The 20,021-nt window shown below is 64.8% G+C and carries 15 protein-coding genes and 3 pseudogenes; 11 read left to right on the top strand and 7 right to left on the bottom strand.

Going from position 1 to position 20,021, the window contains the following annotated elements:
- The first annotated feature begins 72 nt into the window (after nt 1-72).
- Nucleotides 73-567 (top strand): DUF421 domain-containing protein, encoded by a 495-nt coding sequence (locus HDG39_RS05255; protein WP_184003814.1) that lies wholly within the window; start codon nt 73-75, stop codon nt 565-567.
- Between the two features lie 52 nt (nt 568-619).
- Here HDG39_RS05255 and HDG39_RS05250 read toward each other — a convergent pair whose 3' ends face one another.
- A complete protein-coding gene (locus HDG39_RS05250) occupies nt 620-2,023 on the bottom strand; it encodes an MFS transporter (RefSeq protein WP_184003812.1) in 1,404 nt (467 codons plus the stop codon).
- A 228-nt stretch (nt 2,024-2,251) separates the two neighbouring features.
- Between HDG39_RS05250 and HDG39_RS05245 the strand changes: the two genes are divergently transcribed.
- The 5 genes and pseudogenes from HDG39_RS05245 (at nt 2,252) to HDG39_RS05225 (ending at nt 9,054) form a co-directional block, all read left to right on the top strand.
- A complete protein-coding gene (locus HDG39_RS05245) occupies nt 2,252-2,395 on the top strand; it encodes a hypothetical protein (RefSeq protein WP_018417771.1) in 144 nt (47 codons plus the stop codon).
- Nucleotides 2,396-2,913: 518 nt separating this feature from the next.
- The gene (mprF, locus tag HDG39_RS05240; RefSeq protein ID WP_184003810.1) at nt 2,914-5,505 is read left to right on the top strand and encodes a bifunctional lysylphosphatidylglycerol flippase/synthetase MprF; all 2,592 of its coding nucleotides are present in this window, start codon (nt 2,914-2,916) and stop codon (nt 5,503-5,505) included.
- Nucleotides 5,502-6,767: a virulence factor family protein gene (locus HDG39_RS05235; RefSeq protein WP_184003808.1), complete on the top strand. Its 1,266-nt coding sequence runs from the start codon at nt 5,502-5,504 to the stop codon at nt 6,765-6,767. Before mprF ends, HDG39_RS05235 begins: the two co-directional genes overlap by 4 nt.
- 283 nt (nt 6,768-7,050) lie before the next feature.
- Nucleotides 7,051-7,625 (top strand): annotated as a pseudogene (locus tag HDG39_RS05230) (threonine ammonia-lyase); the annotation flags it as partial.
- A 238-nt stretch (nt 7,626-7,863) separates the two neighbouring features.
- On the top strand, nt 7,864-9,054 hold the full coding sequence (locus HDG39_RS05225) for a 4-hydroxybenzoate 3-monooxygenase (RefSeq protein WP_184003806.1): 1,191 nt from the start codon (nt 7,864-7,866) through the stop codon (nt 9,052-9,054).
- 35 nt (nt 9,055-9,089) lie between these two features.
- Here the strand turns inward: HDG39_RS05225 and HDG39_RS05220 are convergent, their stop codons facing one another.
- Entirely contained in the window at nt 9,090-9,980 is an 891-nt protein-coding gene (locus HDG39_RS05220) for a helix-turn-helix domain-containing protein (RefSeq protein WP_184003804.1), read from the bottom strand.
- 179 nt (nt 9,981-10,159) lie between these two features.
- On the opposite strand from HDG39_RS05220, the gene HDG39_RS05215 reads away from it, so the two are divergent.
- From HDG39_RS05215 to HDG39_RS05200, 4 genes are all read left to right on the top strand, one after another.
- Nucleotides 10,160-11,044: an SDR family NAD(P)-dependent oxidoreductase gene (locus HDG39_RS05215; protein ID WP_184003802.1), complete on the top strand. Its 885-nt coding sequence runs from the start codon at nt 10,160-10,162 to the stop codon at nt 11,042-11,044.
- A 10-nt stretch (nt 11,045-11,054) separates the two neighbouring features.
- Complete coding sequence (locus HDG39_RS05210; RefSeq protein ID WP_184003800.1) at nt 11,055-12,842, top strand: FAD-dependent oxidoreductase; 1,788 nt, start codon at nt 11,055-11,057, stop codon at nt 12,840-12,842.
- Nucleotides 12,839-13,177, top strand: coding sequence for an NIPSNAP family protein (locus HDG39_RS05205; RefSeq protein ID WP_184003798.1), 339 nt, complete (start codon nt 12,839-12,841; stop codon nt 13,175-13,177). The genes HDG39_RS05210 and HDG39_RS05205 overlap by 4 nt, the downstream gene beginning before the upstream one ends.
- Nucleotides 13,178-13,352: 175 nt before the next feature.
- Nucleotides 13,353-14,735 (top strand): MFS transporter, encoded by a 1,383-nt coding sequence (locus HDG39_RS05200; RefSeq protein WP_184003796.1) that lies wholly within the window; start codon nt 13,353-13,355, stop codon nt 14,733-14,735.
- A 45-nt stretch (nt 14,736-14,780) separates the two neighbouring features.
- On the opposite strand, the gene HDG39_RS05195 is transcribed toward HDG39_RS05200, so the two are convergent.
- The 3 genes and pseudogenes from HDG39_RS05195 to HDG39_RS05185 form a co-directional block, all read right to left on the bottom strand.
- Nucleotides 14,781-15,029: a hypothetical protein gene (locus HDG39_RS05195; RefSeq protein ID WP_026225344.1), complete on the bottom strand. Its 249-nt coding sequence runs from the start codon at nt 15,027-15,029 to the stop codon at nt 14,781-14,783.
- Between the two features lie 75 nt (nt 15,030-15,104).
- Nucleotides 15,105-15,491, bottom strand: coding sequence for a hypothetical protein (locus HDG39_RS05190; protein ID WP_184003794.1), 387 nt, complete (start codon nt 15,489-15,491; stop codon nt 15,105-15,107).
- Nucleotides 15,492-16,183: 692 nt separating this feature from the next.
- Nucleotides 16,184-16,889: pseudogene (locus HDG39_RS05185) on the bottom strand (IclR family transcriptional regulator domain-containing protein).
- Nucleotides 16,890-16,964: 75 nt separating this feature from the next.
- Here HDG39_RS05185 and HDG39_RS05180 point away from each other — a divergent pair.
- Nucleotides 16,965-17,615 (top strand): annotated as a pseudogene (locus HDG39_RS05180) (2-keto-3-deoxygluconate permease); the annotation flags it as partial.
- Between the two features lie 31 nt (nt 17,616-17,646).
- On the opposite strand, the gene HDG39_RS05175 reads toward HDG39_RS05180, so the two are convergent.
- Together HDG39_RS05175 and HDG39_RS05170 are read right to left on the bottom strand one after the other, a co-directional pair.
- On the bottom strand, nt 17,647-18,267 hold the full coding sequence (locus HDG39_RS05175) for a GNAT family N-acetyltransferase (protein ID WP_184003792.1): 621 nt from the start codon (nt 18,265-18,267) through the stop codon (nt 17,647-17,649).
- 133 nt (nt 18,268-18,400) lie between these two features.
- Entirely contained in the window at nt 18,401-19,846 is a 1,446-nt protein-coding gene (locus tag HDG39_RS05170) for an NAD-dependent succinate-semialdehyde dehydrogenase (RefSeq protein ID WP_184003790.1), read from the bottom strand.
- Between the last annotated feature and the right edge of the window lie 175 nt (nt 19,847-20,021).

The raw sequence follows: 20,021 nt of genomic DNA, 5'->3' as shown, positions 1-20,021 counted from the left end.
CGCGCTCGTCTCGCTCGCAACTATCCGTACACCAGAACATTCGCACGGCAATCCGTCGCGGGGAGGACGAACATGATGGACGCGTTTTTCGTTCTATTCGGCCAGGGCAGGGAGCTCGATCCGTTGCAGATGGGTATGCGCTCGATCGCCGTGTTCGTGATCGCGCTCGCGCTGATCCGTGTATCGGGGCGCCGTTCATTCGGGCAGCGCTCGCCGTTCGATTCGGTCGTCGTGATTCTGCTCGGCGCGACGCTGAGCCGAGCGATCGTCGGTGCGTCGCCGTTTATCGCGACCGTGGTCGCGTCGTTCGCGATCGTCGTGTGTCACCGGGTGCTCGCGTGGGCGTTCATACGCTCGCGCCGCTTCGAGCTGCTGGTGGGCGGCGCCGAGCGCGAGGTGTTCAGCGACGGCAAGTTCCACGCGAACGAAATGCACGCGGCGCTCGTCACGCGCACCGACATCGAGGAAAGCGTGCGGCAGAAAACCGGCTCGCGCTCGATGGACGACGTGGCCGCCGCGATTCTCGAACGCAATGGCGAAGTGAGCGTGATTCGCAAGCGCGCGTGAGCGCCCGGACCCGTGAAGTGCGGGGCGCTCGCGCGGGGACACGGTAGCCGGCTCAGCCGCGCCCGCCTCGCGAAATCTCCGCGCCCGCGCCGCGCGGCAGGCGCAGCGTGACCGGAATCGACGCGAACGAGCATAGCCCGACCACGAGAAACGCGGGCCAGAAATCCGACCAGGTGATGCTCGGATGCCCATGCAGCGCGCGCGAAATCTGCAGCACGATGCCGCCGACCGTCACGCCGAGGCCGAGCGACATCTGCTGCACGACGCTGCCGAGGCTCGTCGCGCGGCCGACGTCGCGGCTCGCGATCTCCGCGTAGGTCAGCGAATTGAGGCTCGTGAACTGCAACGCGGGGAAGAAGCCGCCGAGCAACACGACGATCCAGATGATCCACGTCGGCGTGTCCGGGAAAAACAGCCCGCACGCGGCGATCGAAATGCCCGATAGCGCGGCGTTGAACACGAGCACTTGGCGAAAGCCGAAGCGGCGCAGCACCGTGGAGGCGATCGTGCGCATGAACATGCCGCCGAACGCGGACGCGCAGGTGATCAGCCCCGATTGGAACGCGCTCATGCCGTGGCCTTCCTGCAGCAGCAGCGGCAGCAGGAACGGCAACGCGCCGAGACCGATGCGAAATAGCGAGCCGCCGAGCACGCTCGCCTGGAAAGTCGGCACCTTGAGAAAACGCAAATCCAGAAGCGGCAGTGCGACGCGCTGCGCATACGCGACGTAGATCGCGAGCAGCAGCGCGCCGAGCGCGCACATGCCGAACGCGTCCGTATTCGAAATCAGTTCGCCGCCGACCAGCGACAAGCCGAGCAACAGCAGCACCGCGCCCGCCGCCGACAGCAGGAAACCGATCCAGTCGAGCGGGCCGGGGTCGGGCTCGCGCGTATTGGCGATATAGCGATTGGTCAGATAGATGCCGAGAATACCGATCGGCACGTTGATGAAGAAGATCAGCCGCCAGTGCAGATACGTGGTGATGAAGCCGCCGAGCAGCGGACCGGCGGCAGGGCCGAGCATTGCGGGCACGCTCAGGTAATTCATCGCGCGGATGAAGTCGGCTTTCTCCACCACGCGAAAGATGATGATCCGCCCGACGGGCACCATCATCGCGCCGCCGACGCCCTGGATGAAACGCGCTACCGTGAAAGTGGCCAGCGAGTTCGACGCGGCGCACAACAGCGAACCCGTCACGAAGATGCCGATCGCGGTGCGGAATACCGTGCGCGCGCCGAACTTGTCGGCGAGCCAGCCGCATACCGGGATGAACACGCCGAGCCCGAGCACGTAACTTGTCACCGCGATCTTCAGCGTGACCGGATCGCGCCCGAAATCGCGCGCCATGGCCGGCAGCGCGGTGACAATCACGTTGGCGTCGACGCTTTCCATGAACATCGCGCACGCGACGATAAGAGGCGCAATCAGAGCTTTTCGGGTCTGGGCGATGGTCATATCGGCGAGCCTGCGGCGAAGCGTCGCAGGCAAAGGGGTCATTATTGCACCTGTACGGTGCGGATTGTTAATACCTGCACGACCGATGCCGCCCCTTTACGAATCTTCCGTATCCGGTGCGCGACGTTGGCGTCGCGCCGTCGCCAAAAATATTGTTTTGTTGCGCTGCGGCACGAGATCGCTATAATCGGGTTATTGCGTAGGTATAAACCCTGATAAGGAGTCGCCATGAATACCGCATCGAATGTCGTCCGTTCCACCCCCGCTGCCAACACGTTCTTCGGCAAGCTGCGCGCGCTGGCGCTGCATGCGCTGAACCTGCATCTGCAAAACTGTGCAGTGATCGCCGAAGCGTACCGTCGCCCGAACTAAGCGCGGCGGGTGTCCGCGGGCCCCAAGCCGCGGCTGTCGTGTCAATGCCCGCTCGAGTAGCGGGCATTGTGCTTTCTGGCCCCGCCAGGCAGAGCGCGTTCAGCTCGTCTGCCGTGCGTTTGTGACGGCGCTTTGCGGATGCGCCTGGCGCATATCGACAGCGTGCTGATCAGGCGCGCCGTCGAAATCAGTCCCCCAAAATAGACGTTCGCTGCCGGCCAATTCTGGTCCGCCAGCGCCGTTTCCCTTCCTGAGATCGTGCTTCCGCTCCTGATTACGGCGCGCCCAGCCGGGATCTTGATGCCGCGGTTGCGCCGGCCCGATGCCTCGCATCACACGAGGAAGCATTACAATCGCGCTCTTTTGACGCGCGCCGCGCAAGTGAATTGATAGCAAAATTGCTAATGCTGTCAACCTTTTGCACGTTTTGCCGTTATCACTTTGTAATCGCCGCCACAGGCGACCCCGCGCGTGACGACCCGTCGCCGCGACCGCTCCTCGCAAGGCCCGCATTGACCATGTTCCACCGACTTCAACACAGCTTCGAGCGCCTCCCCGCGCTGCTCGGCCGTGCATCGAAAGCGCTTGGCAGCCGGGGCCTGCTGTCGTCCGTGCTCGCGCTCGTCATTTGCGGGCTGCTGCTGGTCGTTCTGCAGCATCTGTCCGAGGCGGTGAATTACCGTTCGGTGATCCGCGAACTGCGTCAGCTGTCGGCGCGCGAGTGGATCGGCGCGCTCGGCGCGACCGCGCTCAGCTACGTCGCGTTGGTCGGGCGCGACGCGGTCGGCCTGCGCTATCTCGGCGCGAGCGTGCCGCGCGCAGCGCTGTGGGTCGGCGCGACGGCCGGTTCGGCGCTCGGCAATGCGACCGGTTTCGGCGCGCTGACAGGCGGAGCGGTGCGCGCGCGCGTGTACGGCGTCGCGAACATCACGCCCGCGCAGATCGGCCGCATGACGGTGTTTACGAGCGTGTCGCTCGCGCTCGCCCTCGTGTTGATGACCGCGCTGGGCATGGTCTGCATGGCGGGCCAGCTCGCGCCGATGCTGCATGTGTCGCCAGTCGCGCTGCGCTGGAGCGGCGCTGCGCTGCTGCTCGCGCTGGCGCTCGCCGCGGCCGCGTGCCGTCGGCAAACCCGGCCGATCCGCACGCGCTGGGAGTGGCTCTCGTTCGATATTCCCGCGCGCCGCGATCTGCTCGCGCAGGTTGCGCTGGCGGTGCTCGACGTGGTCGCCGCGGGCCTCGCGTTGTGGGCATTGCTGCCGCACGCGAACGTGAGCTTCGTCGGCTTCATCACCGTTTACGCGGCCGCGATGCTGCTCGGCCTGATTGGCCATACGCCCGGCGGCGTTGGTGTGTTCGAAGCGGCGATGGTCTTCACGCTGAGCGGCAGCGTGCAGATGCATCAGATGGTCGCCGCGCTGCTCGCCTATCGCGCGATCTATTTCGGCGTGCCGCTGATCGTCTCCGCAGCGCTGCTCGCGGGCTTCGAGGGGCGCGCGCTGAAGAATCGTCTGTCGATGTTGCAGGCGGAGCGCGTGTCGGAACTCGCGCCGCTGTTTCTGAGCCTCGTCACGTTCGTGGTCGGCGGCATGCTGGTCATTTCGAGTGCGACGCCGGCGTTCTGGCAGCGCATTCATATGCTGCGCGACCTGGTGCCGCTGTGGGTGCTCGAAAGCTCGCAGATGCTATGCAGCGTGCTCGGCGTGCTGCTGCTGTTCGTCGCGCGCGGCCTGCTGCGGCGGCTCGACGCGGCATGGTGGATGACGCTCGCACTCGCGTTGCTGAGCCTCGCGCTGTCGCTGACCAAGGGTCTCGCGTTCGTCGAAGCCGGTGTGCTCGGCATGCTGATCGTGCTGCTGCTCGCGACGCGCAAGCGCTTCAACCGTCATTCGTCGCTGTTCGCGGAGCGTTTCACGGCCGGCTGGCTCGTGTCGGTCGCGATGGTGCTGATGCTCGCGACGTGGGTCATGCTGTTCGCTTTCCGTGACGTGCCGTACACGGGCGATCTGTGGTGGCAATTCGCGTTCGACGAGCGCGCGCCGCGCGCGCTGCGCGCGACGCTCGCCGCGAGCGTGTTCGCCGCGACCTTCTCGTTCTGGCAATTGCTGCGTCCGGCGCCGGGCCGCTTCGTGAAGCCGGCGCCCGAAGATCTGCACGACGCCGCGCGCATCGTGCGCGCGCAGGAACGCAGCGATGCCGGTCTCGCGTTGATGGGCGACAAGAGCTTCCTGTTTTCGGAGTCGCGCGAGGCGTTCCTGATGTACGCGAAATACGGCCGCACGTGGGCCGCGTTGCACGATCCGGTGGGGCCGCGCGAAGAGTGGGCGGGTCTCATCAGCAAGTTCGTCGCGCTCGCGCATGCACATGGCGGTCGCGCCGCGTTCTACCAGGTGCGCGCGAATGCGCTGCCGCTGTATCTCGACGCTGGCCTCACGCTGATGAAGCTCGGCGAGGAAGCGCACGTCGTGCTCGACGACTTCGAGCTGAAGGGCTCGCATCGCGCGCATCTGCGCTATGCGCTCAAGCGCGGCGAGCGCGACGGTTTTAGCGTCGAAGTGATCGATCAGGCCCATGTGCCGGCCTCGCTCGAAATGCTGCGCGGCATTTCCGACGGTTGGCTCGACAGCCGCGACGCGCGCGAGAAGAGCTTCTCGGTCGCGGCTTTCCATGACGAATACCTGGCCGCGCAGTCGGTGATGCTGGTGCGCCAGAACGGCGAGCCGGTCGCATTCGTGACCTTCATGACGACCGATATGAATACCGAGGCGACCGTCGGCGTGATGCGTCACGTCGAAAGCGCGTCGCCGTATGCGATGGAATATCTGTTCACGCAGCTCGCGCTGCATCTGAAACAGGCGGGTTTCCGCTCGCTCAGTCTCGGTATTGCGCCGCTCTCCGGCGTGCAGCCGACGCCGCTCGCGTCACGCTGGCATCGGCTGGCCGGCATCGTGTGGCGCTTCGGGGGCCGCTTCTATAACTTCCGCGGACTGCGTGCTTTCAAGAGCAAGTTCCAGCCGCGCTGGGAGCCGCGTTATCTCGCGGCATCCGGTTCGGGCGTGTTCTTCACGCTCGCGGATCTGTCGCTGCTGGCAGGAGGCCGGCGTTCATGACATTGCATCCGTTGTTCCGGCTCGCCGTTGCGGCGAGCGTTCTGAGCTGCGGCGCGCTCGCGCACGCGGCCACCACCACCGTGCCTGGCGGCCGCTATGGCGACGTGCGCGTGACGCAGCCCGAGGGGCCGCTGCGCGGCTTCGTCGTGCTGTATTCGCAGGCAAGCGGCTGGAGCGCAGCCGATCAGCAGAGCGCCGATGCGCTCGCCAAAGCGGGCGCGATGACGGTCGGCGTCGATACCGCGCACTACGCGGCCAACCTTGCCGCGAAAAAGGAAACCTGTCATCAGCTGGTGGGCGATGCCGAGGCGCTGAGCCATCAGCTCGAACGGCAATCGCAGTCGAGCCGCTACTTCGCGCCGATCGTCGCGGGTACGGGCCAGGGCGCGACGCTCGCGATGCACGTGCTCGAGCAGGCGCCGTCCAATACGATCGCGGGCGCGGTGTCGGTCGACGCCGATCACACGCTAGACGCGCGCTTCGAACCGTGTCCGCCCGACCCGACCGTGATTCGCGACAAGGTGCCGGGCTTCGTCGAAAAGGCGAGCACGGGCAATGCCGACCGCGCGCGTCTCGTTGCATTGCTGACGCCGCATCTGCAGCCGGTCTCGACCAGCGCCGACGACGTATCCGACCTGCCGCTGATCGAATTGCCGGCCGCGCATCCGAACGGTTTGATGGCGATCGTGATTTCCGGCGATGGCGGGTGGCGCGATCTCGACAAGACGATCGCGCAGGCACTGCAGAAAGATGGCGTGTCGGTCGTCGGCTGGGACAGCCTGCGCTATTTCTGGAGCGAGAAGCCGCCCGCGCAAACGAGCCGCGATCTCGCGCGGGTGATGCAAACCTATGGCGAGCGCTGGCACGCGCAGCATATCGCGCTGATCGGCTATTCGTTCGGCGCGGACGTGATGCCGTTTGCGTATAACCTGCTGCCGCAGGCGCAGCGCGATAAGGTGTCGTTGATCTCGCTGCTAGGCTTCGCGCCTGACGCCGATTTCCAGATCCGCGTCGGCGGCTGGCTCGGCATGCCCGCGAGCGACAAGGCGCTGAACGTGCGCCCCGAGTTGACGCATGTGCCGCCGTCGATCGTTCAATGCTTCTATGGCAAGAGCGAGGCCGACACGCTGTGTCCGGCGCTCGACAAGACCGGCGTCGAAGTCATCCGCACCACCGGCGATCATCACTTTGGCCACGATTACAATGCGCTCGAGCAACGCATTCTCGCGGCATTCAAAAAGCACAGCGGCGTGCGCGATTGATGTCGGTGTGATCGTATCAGCGGGGGCGCGCTTGCCGGTGCGCCCCGTTTTTCTTTGTGTCACTGCCGCACTGCGCGGAGATTGACAAAGCTTGCCAGGTCGACGAAGATCGCCGACATGAACTGCCTCGACATCCGTATTGCGCTGATTATTAGCATCATTCATCGAATGGTGGGTTAGCGCGCGTCGACTTGCAGTCACACATAACCCGCCAAGCGAGGCGGGTTTTTTTATGTCCGCTTTCAGGTTCATTCTCCGCCTGCCTCCTGGCGAACATGCCGCGTTCGTCGCCGAACGCGCGGAAGTGGGCGAAGCGCGCGAAGCGGTTTTCGCGGTGACGATCCCCGAAGAGCGCGGCAGCTTCAGGCGCTTCTGCGAACTGGTCGGCGCGCGCAGCGTCACCGAGTTCAACTACCGGATCGCCGACGCGAACTCGGCGCATATTTTCGTCGGCGTGCAGATCCGCAATCGCAGCGAATCGGCGCAGATCGCCGGCGCCTTCGAAGCGCACGGTTTTGCCACCGTCGACCTGACCTTCGACGAACTGTCGAAGCAGCACATCCGCTACATGGTCGGCGGCCGCTCGCGCGCGACGAACGACTGTTTCGCTTCGAGTTTCCCGAGCGTCCGGGCGCGCTGATGAGATTCCTGTCGTCGATGGCGCCGAACTGGAACATCAGCCTGTTCCACTACCGCAACCAGGGCGCGGACTACAGCTCGATTCTGGTCGGCATTCAGGTGCCCGGGAGCGACCATGCGGCGTTCGAGCGCTTCATCGAAACGCTCGGTTATCCGTGCTGGGAAGAGACGAAAAATCCGGTCTACCGACTGTTTCTTGGCGAGTTGAAGCTCCTTTAGCGGATCGGGGTTTACCTGAGGGCGCGCCATGCCGCAGCACGAGCCGCGTGTCGTCCAAATCGCCGGAAAACCCCACCAGTCTTGCGTTTGCGAACGAAACAGCCACACGGCGCCGGCTCCCGCCTTACACCTTCTATCGCGCAACGCGATACGGCCTATCCGCCATATCGCGTTGTGCGATAGGCGTCGCGATCGTCACACTGAGCGCAAATTTCATCACCGCATTCAGGAGACATACATGCGCACCCAAGTCGGCATCATCGGTGCAGGGCCCGCTGGCCTGCTTCTTTCCCATCTGCTTCATTTGCGCGGTATCGACTCGGTCGTGCTCGAAACGCGCACGCGCGATCAGATCGAATCGACGATTCGCGCCGGCGTGCTCGAGCAGGGCACGATGGACCTGCTGACGCAAACCGGTCTCGGCGAACGCATGAAAGCCGAAGGCGCGCTGCATCACGGTTTCGAACTCGCGTTCGAAGGCAAGCGTCGCCGCATCGATCTGACCGGCCTCACTGGTCATGCGATCACGGTTTATGCCCAGCATGAAGTGATCAAGGATCTAGTCGCGGCGCGCGTCGCAGCGGGCGCCGAACTGCGTTTCGGCGTATCGGAGACGTCGGTGCACGGCATCGATACCGATAAGCCGTCGATCCGCTATCGACACGAAGGCGCGGAGCACGAACTGCAATGCGACTTCGTGATCGGCTGCGACGGCTCGCAAGGCGTGTCGCGCCAGGCGATCCCGCAGACGCTGCGCAAGGATTTTGAGCGCGTCTATCCGTTTGGCTGGTTCGGCATTCTGTGCGAAGGGCCGCCGTCGTCGGACGAGCTGATCTACGCGCGCCACGAGCGCGGCTTCGCGCTGATCAGCACGCGCTCGCCGAACGTGCAGCGCATGTATTTCCAGTGCGATCCGAAGGACTCGGTCGACAACTGGTCCGACGATCGCATCTGGGCCGAGCTGCATGCGCGCGCCGATTCGGACGAAGGCCACAAGATCATCGACGGCAAGATCTTTCAGAAGAACATCGTCGGCATGCGCAGCTTCGTGTCGACGACGATGCAATACGGGCGCCTGTTCCTCGCTGGCGACGCCGCGCATATCGTGCCGCCCACTGGCGCGAAGGGCATGAACCTCGCGGTCGCCGACGTGAACGTGCTCAGCAAGGCGCTCGACGCGTTCTACAAGGAAAACCGTGCCGATCTGCTCGACCGTTACAGCGAAACCGCGCTCAAACGCATCTGGCGTGCCGAGCACTTCTCGTACTGGATGACCAGCATGCTGCATCGTATCGAAGGCGCTTCGGCGTTCGAGCAGCAGCTGCAGGTTGCCGAGCTCGAGTACGTGACGACGTCGCGCACGGCCGCGACCGTACTGGCGGAGAACTACGTCGGCGTCGCCGGCGCGCAGATGCAGGCGCAGCTGTAAGCGCTACTGCAAGCACCGCGCGATCATCGGGATCGCTAATTGATCGACAGATCCCGATGCGCGGCCGCCTGAAACACCTTGGGCGTGACGCCGGTCTGCTTGCGGAAATAGCGGCTGAAATAGGCCGCATCTTCGAAACCGAGCGCATGCGCGATCTGTTTGATGCTCGAACCCGAGTAGACCAGATCGCGCTGCGCCTCGCGTATCAACTGATCGTTGACGAGAGACAGCGGCGAATGACCAAGCTCCTCACGACAGATGCGGCCCAGTTGCGCCGCGGTCACCCCCAATTTTTCCGCGTAAAAATCGATCGGCAGATGCTCGCGCACATGCGTGGCGATCAGTTCGCGTAGCCGTTTGATCTGCGCGGCGCGCCGGTCATTGACGCTTGCGCCCGCGCTCGAGGCGGCATCGGTCAGACGGGCGACCTGCACAAAAAGTGCAATCATCAGCGACATGCCCGCGGCGATATGGCCGCGCGCGCTGCCGCGAAATTCCTGCTCCAGCAAACCGAACAAGGGCATCAACGTGCGCTCGCCGACCGAGGGCCGCACGGGAATCAGCGCGGGCCGTTGCAGCACCGGCACGAGGCCCGGCGACACCGCTTTCGAAATCGACTCCAGCGCGCGCTGCGCGGCTGTAATCACGAGCCCGTCGATCTCCGGCGAAAACACGAAACCGTGCACCGTTTGCGCTGGAATCAGGATCAGGCATGGCGCTTCGATCGTGAGCTTTTCGCTTTCGATCAGCACGTGGCCCGAACCGCTGCGGATATAGAGAATCTGCAGCAATGCATCGTGCCGGTGCGCGGCGATATGCCAGTCGTTCGGACGACTGCGCTCGACGATCCATTCGAAATTGAACGCGTCGTACCACGGCGGCCGCGCGGACTCTCCGTACAGATCGTAGTTAGGGATATTCCTCATGCGGTTTTGTCTCCAATGTTCGAATTGTCCTGCGATGCGCTGCCTTTGTCCAATTTCGTCCCGAACCGCGTGGCTATACTTTTTTCCATCGAAGACGCGGTTGAATGACGCAGTTTGGTGAAGCCAGCCAACCTAAGCTCGCCGCGATCGTGAACATGGAGATCGGGAGGACTAAGCAAATGAATCAACGGAAAGATCGGCGGCGCGACACACCCGCCAACGCGCGACACTGGCTCGGGCTCGAAGGCAGCGTCTGCGTCGTGAGCGGCGCGGCGGGCGGCATCGGCAGCGCGATTGCTCAGGTGTTGGGCGACGCTGGCGCACGCGTGGCGCTGCTCGATCGCGATGAGCAGAAGTGCTGTGACGTCGCGCAAGCGCTGAACGCGAGCGGTGTCGAAGCGCTGGCGCTCGCCTGCGATATCGGCGACATCGATAGCGTGCGCGGCGCGGTGTCGGAGGTCGAAGCGCGCCTCGGCGTCGCCGATGTGCTCGTGAACAACGCGGGCCTGTTGCGGCCGGGGGGCATCGAAGAGATTCAACTCGATGCATGGAACGCGATGCTGCGCGTGAATCTGACCGGCTACATGCTGTGCTCGCAGCAATTCGGTCAACGCATGCTGAAGCGCGGCGCTGGCGCGATCGTGCACGTCGCGTCGGTGGCCGCGCATCATCCGCAGACCTATAGCGGCGCTTACAGCGCGGGCAAGGCCGGCGTCGCGATGCTGTCGAAGCAGATCGCGGCGGAGTGGGGGCCACGCGGCATTCGCAGCAATACCGTGTGCCCGGGCTTGATCCGCACGCCGCTGTCGGCGGCGTTCTACGAGCACGGCGATATCGAACGCCGTCGCAGCGCGATGACGGCGAGCCGACGGATCGGCGAGCCGAACGATATCGCCGATGTCGTCGCATTTCTCGCGAGCGAACGCGCCGCCTATGTGAACGGCGCCGAAGTCGTCGTCGATGGTGGCTTCGAAACCATGCTGATGGACCTCGTGCCGCGTCCCGGCTTCGAAGCCAACCAGGCCGCGCAAGCCACCCATGCCGACCGCCAGGTCCGCGCGTAAGGAAACCATCATGACCAACGCAACACGCGGCGCGACACTCACGTGCGACGTGCTCGTCATCGGTTCGGGTGCGGGAGGGCTGTCGACCGCGATCACCGCGCGCAAACACGGTCTCGATGTCGTCGTGATCGAGAAGGAGCCGTTCTTCGGCGGCACCACCGCGTTCTCGGGCGGCGTGCTGTGGATTCCGGGCAACCGTCACGCAAAGAGCAACGGCGTCAGCGATACGCGCGAAGCGGCGCTGACCTATATGCGCAACGAAACCGGCGCCTGCTTCGATGCCGCCGCCGTCGACGCGTTTCTCGACACGGGCCCAGAAATGCTCGACTTCTTCGAGCGCGAAACCGCCGTCAAATTCGTGCCGACGCTGTATCCCGACTATCACCCGAACGTGGGAGGCGGTATCGACATTGGCCGCTCGGTCGTCGCCGCGGCGTTCGATGCGCGCGCGCTGGGCCAGGACATCTCGCGATTGCGCCCGCCGCTGAAGACGATCACGTTCATCGGCATGATGTTCAACTCGTCGAACGCGGACCTGAAGCACTTCTTCAATGCGACGCGTTCGCTCACCTCCGCGCTGTACGTCGCGAAGCGCCTCGCGAGCCATCTGAAGGATCTTGCGCTGTACCGGCGCGGCGTGCAGATCACGAGCGGTAACGCGCTCGCCGCGCGACTCGCGAAGTCCGCGCTAGATCTCGGCATTCCGATCCATACGAACACGGCCGCTCGCGAGCTGACCGTGACGAACGGCAGCGTGACCGGCGCACTCGTCGCCGGACCGCAAGGCGAGATGCGCATCGTCGCGCGACGTGGCGTGGTGCTCGCGTGCGGCGGCTTCTCGCATGACGTCGCGCGGATCGCCCACGCGTATCCGCATCTGCGGCGCGGCGGCGAACACCTGTCACCGGTGCCGCGCGGCAATACGGGCGACGGCGTCGGCATGGCCGAACGCCTCGGTGCGCAGGTGACGATCCGTTATCCACAGCCCGCCGCATGGATGCCGGTGTCGCGCGTGCCGATGAGCGACGGCAGCGTCGGTGTGTTTCCGCATCTGGTGGATCGCTACAAGCCTGGCGTGATCGGCGTGACGCGCGCGGGCAAGCGCTTCACCAACGAAGCGAATTCGTATCACGACGTGGGTGCCGCGATGATCGAGGCCTGCGCGAACGAACGCGAAACCGCGATGTGGCTGATCTGCGATCACACGACGATCCGCAAATACGGGCTCGGTTATGCGAAGCCGGCGCCCGTGCCGCTGGGCCCGCTGCTGCGCAACGGCTATCTGAGCAAGGGCCGCACGCTCGCGGAACTCGCGCGCAACGCGGGTCTCGACGGCACGGCGCTCGAGGCGACCGTGAAGCGCTACAACGCCGACGCGGTGCGTGGCGAAGATCGGGAATTCGGCCGCGGCACGACGTCGTTCAATCGCTATCTGGGCGATCCGGAGCACCAGCCGAACCCGTGCGTCGCGCCGATCGGCGACGGTCCGTACTACGCGCTGAAGGTCGTGATGGGCGATCTCGGCACCTTCGACGGCATCTCGACGAATGTGACCGGCGAAGTGCTCGACGTGAAAGGCGCACCGATCGGCGGCCTGTACGCGGTCGGCAACGATCGCGCGAGCGTGATGGGCGGCAACTATCCAGGCGCGGGGATCACGCTCGGGCCGATCATGACGTTCGGCTATATCACCGGTCGTCATCTCGCGGGCGTGAGCGTCAAAAGCGCAAACAGCGCGAAGAGCGCAAGCAACGCGGACCCCCGCGCAGCCGAAACCGTATTGAGGACCGGCACATGAGCCAGGGCAAACCATTCGTCGATCATCGCATCTACACGATCCGTCCGCGCGGCATGGCGGAGTTCATCGACGTTTTCGACCGGCTCGCGATGCCGATTCAGCTCAAGTATCTGGGCGCGCCAGTCGGCTTTTACATGAGCGATATCGGCGCGCTGAACCAGGTCGTGCATCTGTGGGGCTACGAGAGCATCGGCGACTACGACCAGCGCCGCACCGCGCGCGATGCCGATCCGGAGTGGCCCGCGTATCTGCAGGCGTCCGCGCATCTGATCGTCGCGCAGGAGAGCCGCATCATCAGGCGAGTCGACTTCAGGACGCTGGCGATGCTGCGCTAGCCGCCCGTTCGAGGAGGAGACAGGCATGAACGAACGGACAGCGCGACGCTCGCAAGCACGGTCGCGACCACCGTCGCGGCGTCCGCGTGTTGAACAGCAATTCGAACAATAAGAAAACACCTCTTCATCCATCTCAAGGAGACATCGCAATGAACAAGCTGAAAGGAGCACGCACATGAGCCGCTCCGAACGCAGTGTAGACGTGCAGGCCCTTATCGACGGACAGCGCTTCTCGCCGTTTCAATGGGCGATTCTGGTGCTGTGCTTTCTGGTCGTCGCCGCCGACGGTTTCGACACCGCCGCGGTCGGCTTCATCGCGCCGTCGCTCGTGCAGCAGTGGGGTATCGCGCGCAGTGCGCTCGGCCCGGTGATGAGCGCGGCGCTGGTGGGACTCGGCATCGGCGCGCTCGCGGCCGGTCCCTGCGCGGACCGTATCGGACGCAAGACAGTGCTAGTGCTGTCCGTGTTCTTTTTCGGGCTGTGGAGTCTCGCGGCGGCCCGCGCGAGCTCGATCGAATCGCTGACCTTGCTGCGCTTTTTCACCGGCCTCGGTCTCGGCGCGGCGATGCCCAACGCGGTCACACTAATGTCCGAGTACGCGCCCGCGCGGATTCGCGCGGTCGCCGTCAATACGATGTTCTGCGGCTTTTCAGGCGGTCTCGCGATCGGCGGTCTCGCATCCGCATGGCTGATTCCGCATTTCGGCTGGCCGAGCGTGCTGGTCGCCGGCGGCGCCGGTCCGCTCGTGCTGAGCGTGATGCTGATACTGTTGCTGCCGGAATCGGCGCAATTTCTCGCGGTGCGTAAGCGCGCCGATCAACGGATCGCGCGAATCCTGCAACGCATCGCGCCCCACGACCGCTTCGACGGATGCCGTTTTTTCGCGGTCGACGTGCGCGGCAATACCTGCTATGCACGTTCGCAATGGGCGCTCGCGATCATCCTGTCGGCGCGCTACCGCTTCGGCACGCTGATGCTGTGGCTCGCCTATTTCATGGGGCTACTGATTTACTATCTGCTGACCAACTGGCTGCCGACGCTGTTCAAGGACACCGGCTTCTCCGGTGAAAAGGCCGCGTTGATGACGTCGCTGTTTCCGCTCGGGGGCATCCTCGGCAATCTGTGCGTCGGCTGGGTGATGGATCGCTTCGCCGGGCATCGCGTGATCGCGTTCACCTATGTCCTCGTCGGCGCGCTCGTGTTGCTGGTCGGGCGGGGCGTCGGCCATCAGGTCTGGCTCGGGACGCTGATCTTCCTGACCGGCACGGTCGCGACCAGCGCGGTCACGTCGATGTCGGCGCTCGCGGCAAGCTTCTACCCGACCCGGGCACGCGCGACGGGCGTGGCGTGGATGCTGGGAATCGGCCGCGTCGGCGGCGTGGCGGGCGCGCTCGTCGGTGCGGCGTTGATGGGGCTCGGCTGGCAGTTCGGCGCGGTGTTCAGCCTGCTCGCGGTGCCGGCCGTGATCGCGGCGGGCGGGGTGGTACTGGTGATGCGGCGCGAGCCGCTCGATCACGCACCGGTCGATGAAAACGTCGGTGCCATAGCGATCGAATGAGCGCGGCGTCGGGCGTGCCGCTACGCTCGAACAACGCGCGACCGCTCAGGACGCGCGCAGCAACGCCATTTCGTTGTGCAGCAGCGCGAGCAATTCGTCGTCGGTTGGCCGCGTGCCCCAGTGGCGCGCGCCGGCCACCGACGCGATCGCCATCCACGAATGCGGTGGAAACCATTCGCGCACCAGCGTGCCGTCCTGGCGCAGGCACAGCTGGCCGGTCAGCTCGCTGTATTCGGCGCAAATGTGCGCGCCGTCGACCTGCGCGGTTACTCGTCTCGGATCATTGCGTAGCACGTCGTCGCTCCTGTCAAAGGGGTGGCGCGAATGCAGGCGCGACACGTTGGCGCGATGGACGCCACCTGCCGTCTATCAATGGTCATGCCCGCGATCGTCATGGTCATGACCATGACCGTGCCAGCCGTTGTCGTGCCAATCGCCGTGCGGTCCGCGTGCATCGCGCCATTCGTCGTGATGACGCTCCCACTCGCGACGCTCCCAATAGCGATGACCATCGTAGTAGCGTTCGCCGTACCAGCCCGGAGCGACTATGACCGCGGGAGGCGGCGCAGGCGCATAGACGGGCGCGGGCTGCACATAGACGGGCGGCGGAGCCTCGACCACGGCAGGCGCGACCGCGATGCCCGGCACGCCGATGTTCACGCCGACATCGACGTGCGCGAAGGCGGCCGTCGATGCGCCGATCGCGAGACCCGCGACGACGGTCAACGATACCCAGCGGTTGCGTGAAAGACTCATGATTGTTCTCTGTTGTTTGGATGTCTGTGATGGAGTGCGAGCCGGACGCGCACCTACTGCGCGTGATGGCCCGATCAATAACGTTCGTAGTAGTGGTCATGATGCGGATGATCGCCAGGGACGACGATGCAGCCGCTCAACGCGCCACCGAGCGTGGCGGCAAGAATGACCAATGCGAGGATTTTTTTCATGATGTTGCTCCCTGAAATCTGTGATGCGCGTGCCTGTCGTGCGAAGCGTTTCATCAGAACCGCTTTCGTTTGAACCGAACTCTACTGAGCGGCGCGATTACCGGTGTGTTTGTGTGTAACAGGACGTGTCGATCCGAGTTCGCGCCGAAACGTCGATACGCGTGCGATGAACGAGGAGGGAAGGCGCCGTGGGTTACGGGTCGAAATGCCGGGCGACTGTCGAGCGCGCGGTCAAACCCTTGAAGGGTCTATGAAAAAAACCGCATTCAATGGCAGACGAGGTATGGATTCGAAGCGAAGGTTCGGCGCCTCGCTTGCTGAAAAAAGAAGCGCATCGATTTTCGGCATATGTATGCGGCGCAGATACATTCGGTTGCAGACTGGGTAAGAAGTTCGGTGGTGCGCTCGGGCGAGCGTGATGGAAAGACGCTACACCTGTAGCGTCATCAGCTTGTCGTCAGCTTCGGCGAGATAGGTAAAAACGCGTCGCGCGCGCACAACTTACTGCGCGGCCGCGGGCTCCGGGGCGGTCGCTTCGCGATAGCCGAGCCGCGTCGAGATCGCGAGACCGGCCTCTTTGAGCAACGCGACGTAATGCTGCTTCGTGTCGGCACCGCAGCGCATCGTCGGAAACGAAATCGACAGACCGGCGATCACACGGTCGAAGCGGTCGAACACGGGCACCGCGATGCATTGCAGACCTTCTTCCTGCTCCTCGTTGTCCTGGCCATAGCCCTGCTCGCGTACGCGCGGCAGGATGCTCGACACCGCTTCGGCGCAGGTCAAGGTTTTTTGCGTCGACTTGCGAAATTCGATGTGCGAGAGCACGTCACGCGCGTCGGCCGATCCGGGACTGCAAGTGCAGCCCGTAGTTGGCGTCGATCTTGTGGATGTAGATGATCGCGTCGTCGTCGAACGCGCCCAGCTGTACCGCTTCGCGTGTCATCTGGCCGATGCGGCGCACCTCGATGTCGGCCTCGCGCACCAGATCGACGCTTTCGAGCGCTTTCGCGCCGAGCTCGAACAGACGGATCGTCAGCCGATAGCGCTCGGTTTCGACTTCCTGGGTCAAGTAGCCGAGCGCCTTCAGTGTTTGAATCACACGATGCACGGTCGTCTTCGACATGCCGAGCCGTTGCGGCAGCTCGCTGATGCCGATCTGTCCGGTGTCGCCGATCGCGCCGAGAATCGCGAACACGCGCCCGATCGACGACGCCGATTCGCCGCGCCCCGTATATTGACAGGAGAACGATCAATGGACGTGAGACAGGCCATCAACAGGGAATACGCGGCCGTGATGCAACAGTACGGCACGAAGGAAGAGGCGGGCGCGTTCGTCCTGATGTCGGTCGAATCGGGGCCGCTGATCAGCATGATCATTCTGGGTGCGACGGGGGTCGCGTTCTTCGAGCCGCGCCTGTTCGTCGGCGCGGTGCTGCCGTTTCTGATCGGGTTTGCGCTCGGCAACTTCGATAGCGAGCTGCGCGAGCTGTTCGGCCGTTGCGTGCATCCGCTGATTCCGTTTTTCGGCTTTGCGCTCGGCAACGGCATCGATCAGAACGTGATCGTCACGAGCGGCCTGCCGGGCATCGTGCTGGGGCTTGGCGTGATCGTCGTGATCGGCGTGCCGCTGATTCTCGCCGATCGCTGGATTGCCGGCGGCAATGGCGCGGCGGGGCTGGCGGCGTCGTCGACGGCGGGGGCCGCGGTCGCGAATCCGGCGATCATCGCGGACATGATTCCGAGCTTCAAACCGCTGGTGCCGGCCGCGACCGCAATGGTCGCCACCGCTTGCCTCGTGCCCGCGATTCTGGTGCCGATCCTCAGGGCGCTGTGGGTGCGCCGGCATCATGCGCACGACGGGCTTCGCGAGGAGTTCGCCACCGCGACGCAGGCGCCGCCGCTCAACGAGCAGCGCGATGCGCCCATTTGAATGAGTCGGTAGCAGGAAGCCGGCGCGCCGCTCAGCGCGCCAGCTTTCCTTCGAGCATCGCTTTCACCGCCGGCCATTCGTCGTCGATGATGCTAAAGCGCACCGAGTTGCGCTTGCGCCCATCGGGCATGATCCGCTCGTGCCGCACGATGCCTTCCTGTTTCGCGCCGATGCGCAGGATCGCCGCGCGCGATTTGTCGTTGAGCTCGTCGGTCGTGAACTGCACGCGCACGCAGCGCATCACGTCGAACGCGTGGCACAGCAGCAGATATTTCGCCTCGGTGTTCACGACCGAGCGCTGCGCCGAGGCGGCGAGCCACGTATGGCCGATTTCGAGCTTGCGGTTCGCGCGGTCGATTTTCCAGAACCGCGTGCTGCCGACGATCCGGCCAGCGCCCCCATTCTTTTCGTCCTTGTCGCGCCGCACGATCGTGAACGGCATCACCTTGCCGGCCGCGCGGCCGGCGAGCGCGGTGGCGATATAGGCGTCGATCGTCGCCGGGCCCGGCACGACGGTCAGCTTCATGTCCCACAGTTTCCCGTCGTCGGCGGCGTCGACGAGAGCTTGCGCGTGCTCCTCGCGCAGCGGCCGCAGCTCGACGAACGAGCCGCTCAGCGTGGGCTGCATCGATTCGGCGGAAATATCGTTCATGGCAATAAAAAAGGCCCGCGAGCGGAAGACTCGTGGACCCGGCAGATCGGTTGAGCCGCGTTCGGGAACGATGCGAGCGGGAAAACCGCGGCGCCGTTCCCGAAGCGCGTGATTGGCGTGATTAAACCCGTGATTAAACCGACATCACCGTGACCGCCTTGGTGACGAGGTAGGCTTCCATCGCCTCCGGGCCGCCTTCCGAGCCGTAGCCGGAATCCTTGACGCCGCCGAACGGCATTTCCGGCGTCGGCGTGGCGGGCTGGTTGATCCACAGCATGCCGACTTCCATGCGCTGCGACAGCAGATGCACGTTGGCGAACGACTTCGTATACGCATAGCCGGCGAGGCCGAACGGCAGGCGGTTTGCTTCGGCGATCGCTTCTTCGAGCTTGTCGAAGCCGCGAATCGCGGCGACCGGGCCGAACGGCTCGTTGTTGAACACGTCGGCCTCGAGCGGCACGTCGGTCAGCACGGTGGCCGCGAAGAAGTTGCCTTCGGTACCGACGCGCTCGCCGCCCGTCGCGACCTTCGCGCCGGTCTTGCGAGCGTCGTCGACGACCTTGGCCATCGCGCTCAGACGCCGCGAGTTGGCGAGCGGCCCGAGAGTCGTGCCTTCGGCGAGACCGTCGCCGAGCTTCAGGCTTTCAGCGTGCTTGACGAGCGCCGCGGCGAACTCTTCGCGGATGCTGTTGTGCACGAGAAAACGCGTCGGCGAGATGCAGACCTGGCCCGCGTTGCGGAACTTCGCGGCGCCGGCTGCCTTGACGGCGAGCGCGACGTCGGCGTCTTCCGCGACGATCACCGGCGCGTGGCCGCCGAGCTCCATCGTCGCGCGCTTCATGTGCGAGCCGGCCAGCGCCGCGAGCTGCTTGCCGACCGGCGTCGAGCCCGTGAACGTGACCTTGCGGATCACCGGATGCGGGATCAGGTAGCTCGAGATTTCAGCCGGATCGCCGAACACGAGGCCGACCGTGCCGGCCGGCACGCCGGCTTCGACGAAAGCCTGCAGCAGCGCCGCCGGCGACGCCGGGGTTTCTTCCGGCGCCTTGACGAGGAACGAGCAGCCGCAGGCGAGCGCCGCCGAAAGCTTGCGCACGACCTGATTGACCGGGAAGTTCCACGGCGTGAACGCCGCGACCGGGCCGATCGGCTCCTTCAGCACCTGCGACTGCGCGGCAAGATTGCGCGACGGCACGATGCGGCCATACACGCGACGGCCTTCATCCGCGAACCATTCGATGATGTCCGCAGCGGCCAGCACTTCGCCGCGCGCCTCGGCGAACGGCTTGCCCTGTTCCTGCGTCATCAGGCGGCCGATGTCCGCGGCGCGCTCACGCACGAGGGCGGCGGCACGGCGCATGATGGTTGCGCGCTCGTTGGCCGGCACCTTGCGCCAGGCCTCGAAGCCGCGCTGCGCGGCTTCGAGCGCGCGGTCCAGATCGGCGATGCCGGCATGCGCGACCTTGCCGATGGCCTGGCCGGTCGCGGGGTTGATCACGTCGAGGGTCTTGCCGCTGGCGGCGTCGCGCCATTCGCCGTTGATCAGAAGACGGGTATCGGTATAGCTCGAGATGGCCATGCTGGGTTCCTGTGAGTGGGAAAACAACTGGCCGCGCGGACGTGCGGCACGAGGCGACATTCCTGCGCGGCCATGAATGAATTGCCGATACTATTTATCTTATCCGATTGCGGGCAATCGCACCGGGCGCGGCCCGCAGGCGCCCGGTCGCGGCATGCGGCTTGCTGAGGCTTGG

The organism is Paraburkholderia lebeckiae (genome assembly GCF_014201005.1).
GTDB classification, from domain to species: Bacteria; Pseudomonadota; Gammaproteobacteria; order Burkholderiales; family Burkholderiaceae; genus Paraburkholderia; species Paraburkholderia tuberum.
The sequence above is the reverse complement of the archived record's forward strand: the minus strand, read 5'-3'. Positions and strand labels throughout refer to the sequence as shown.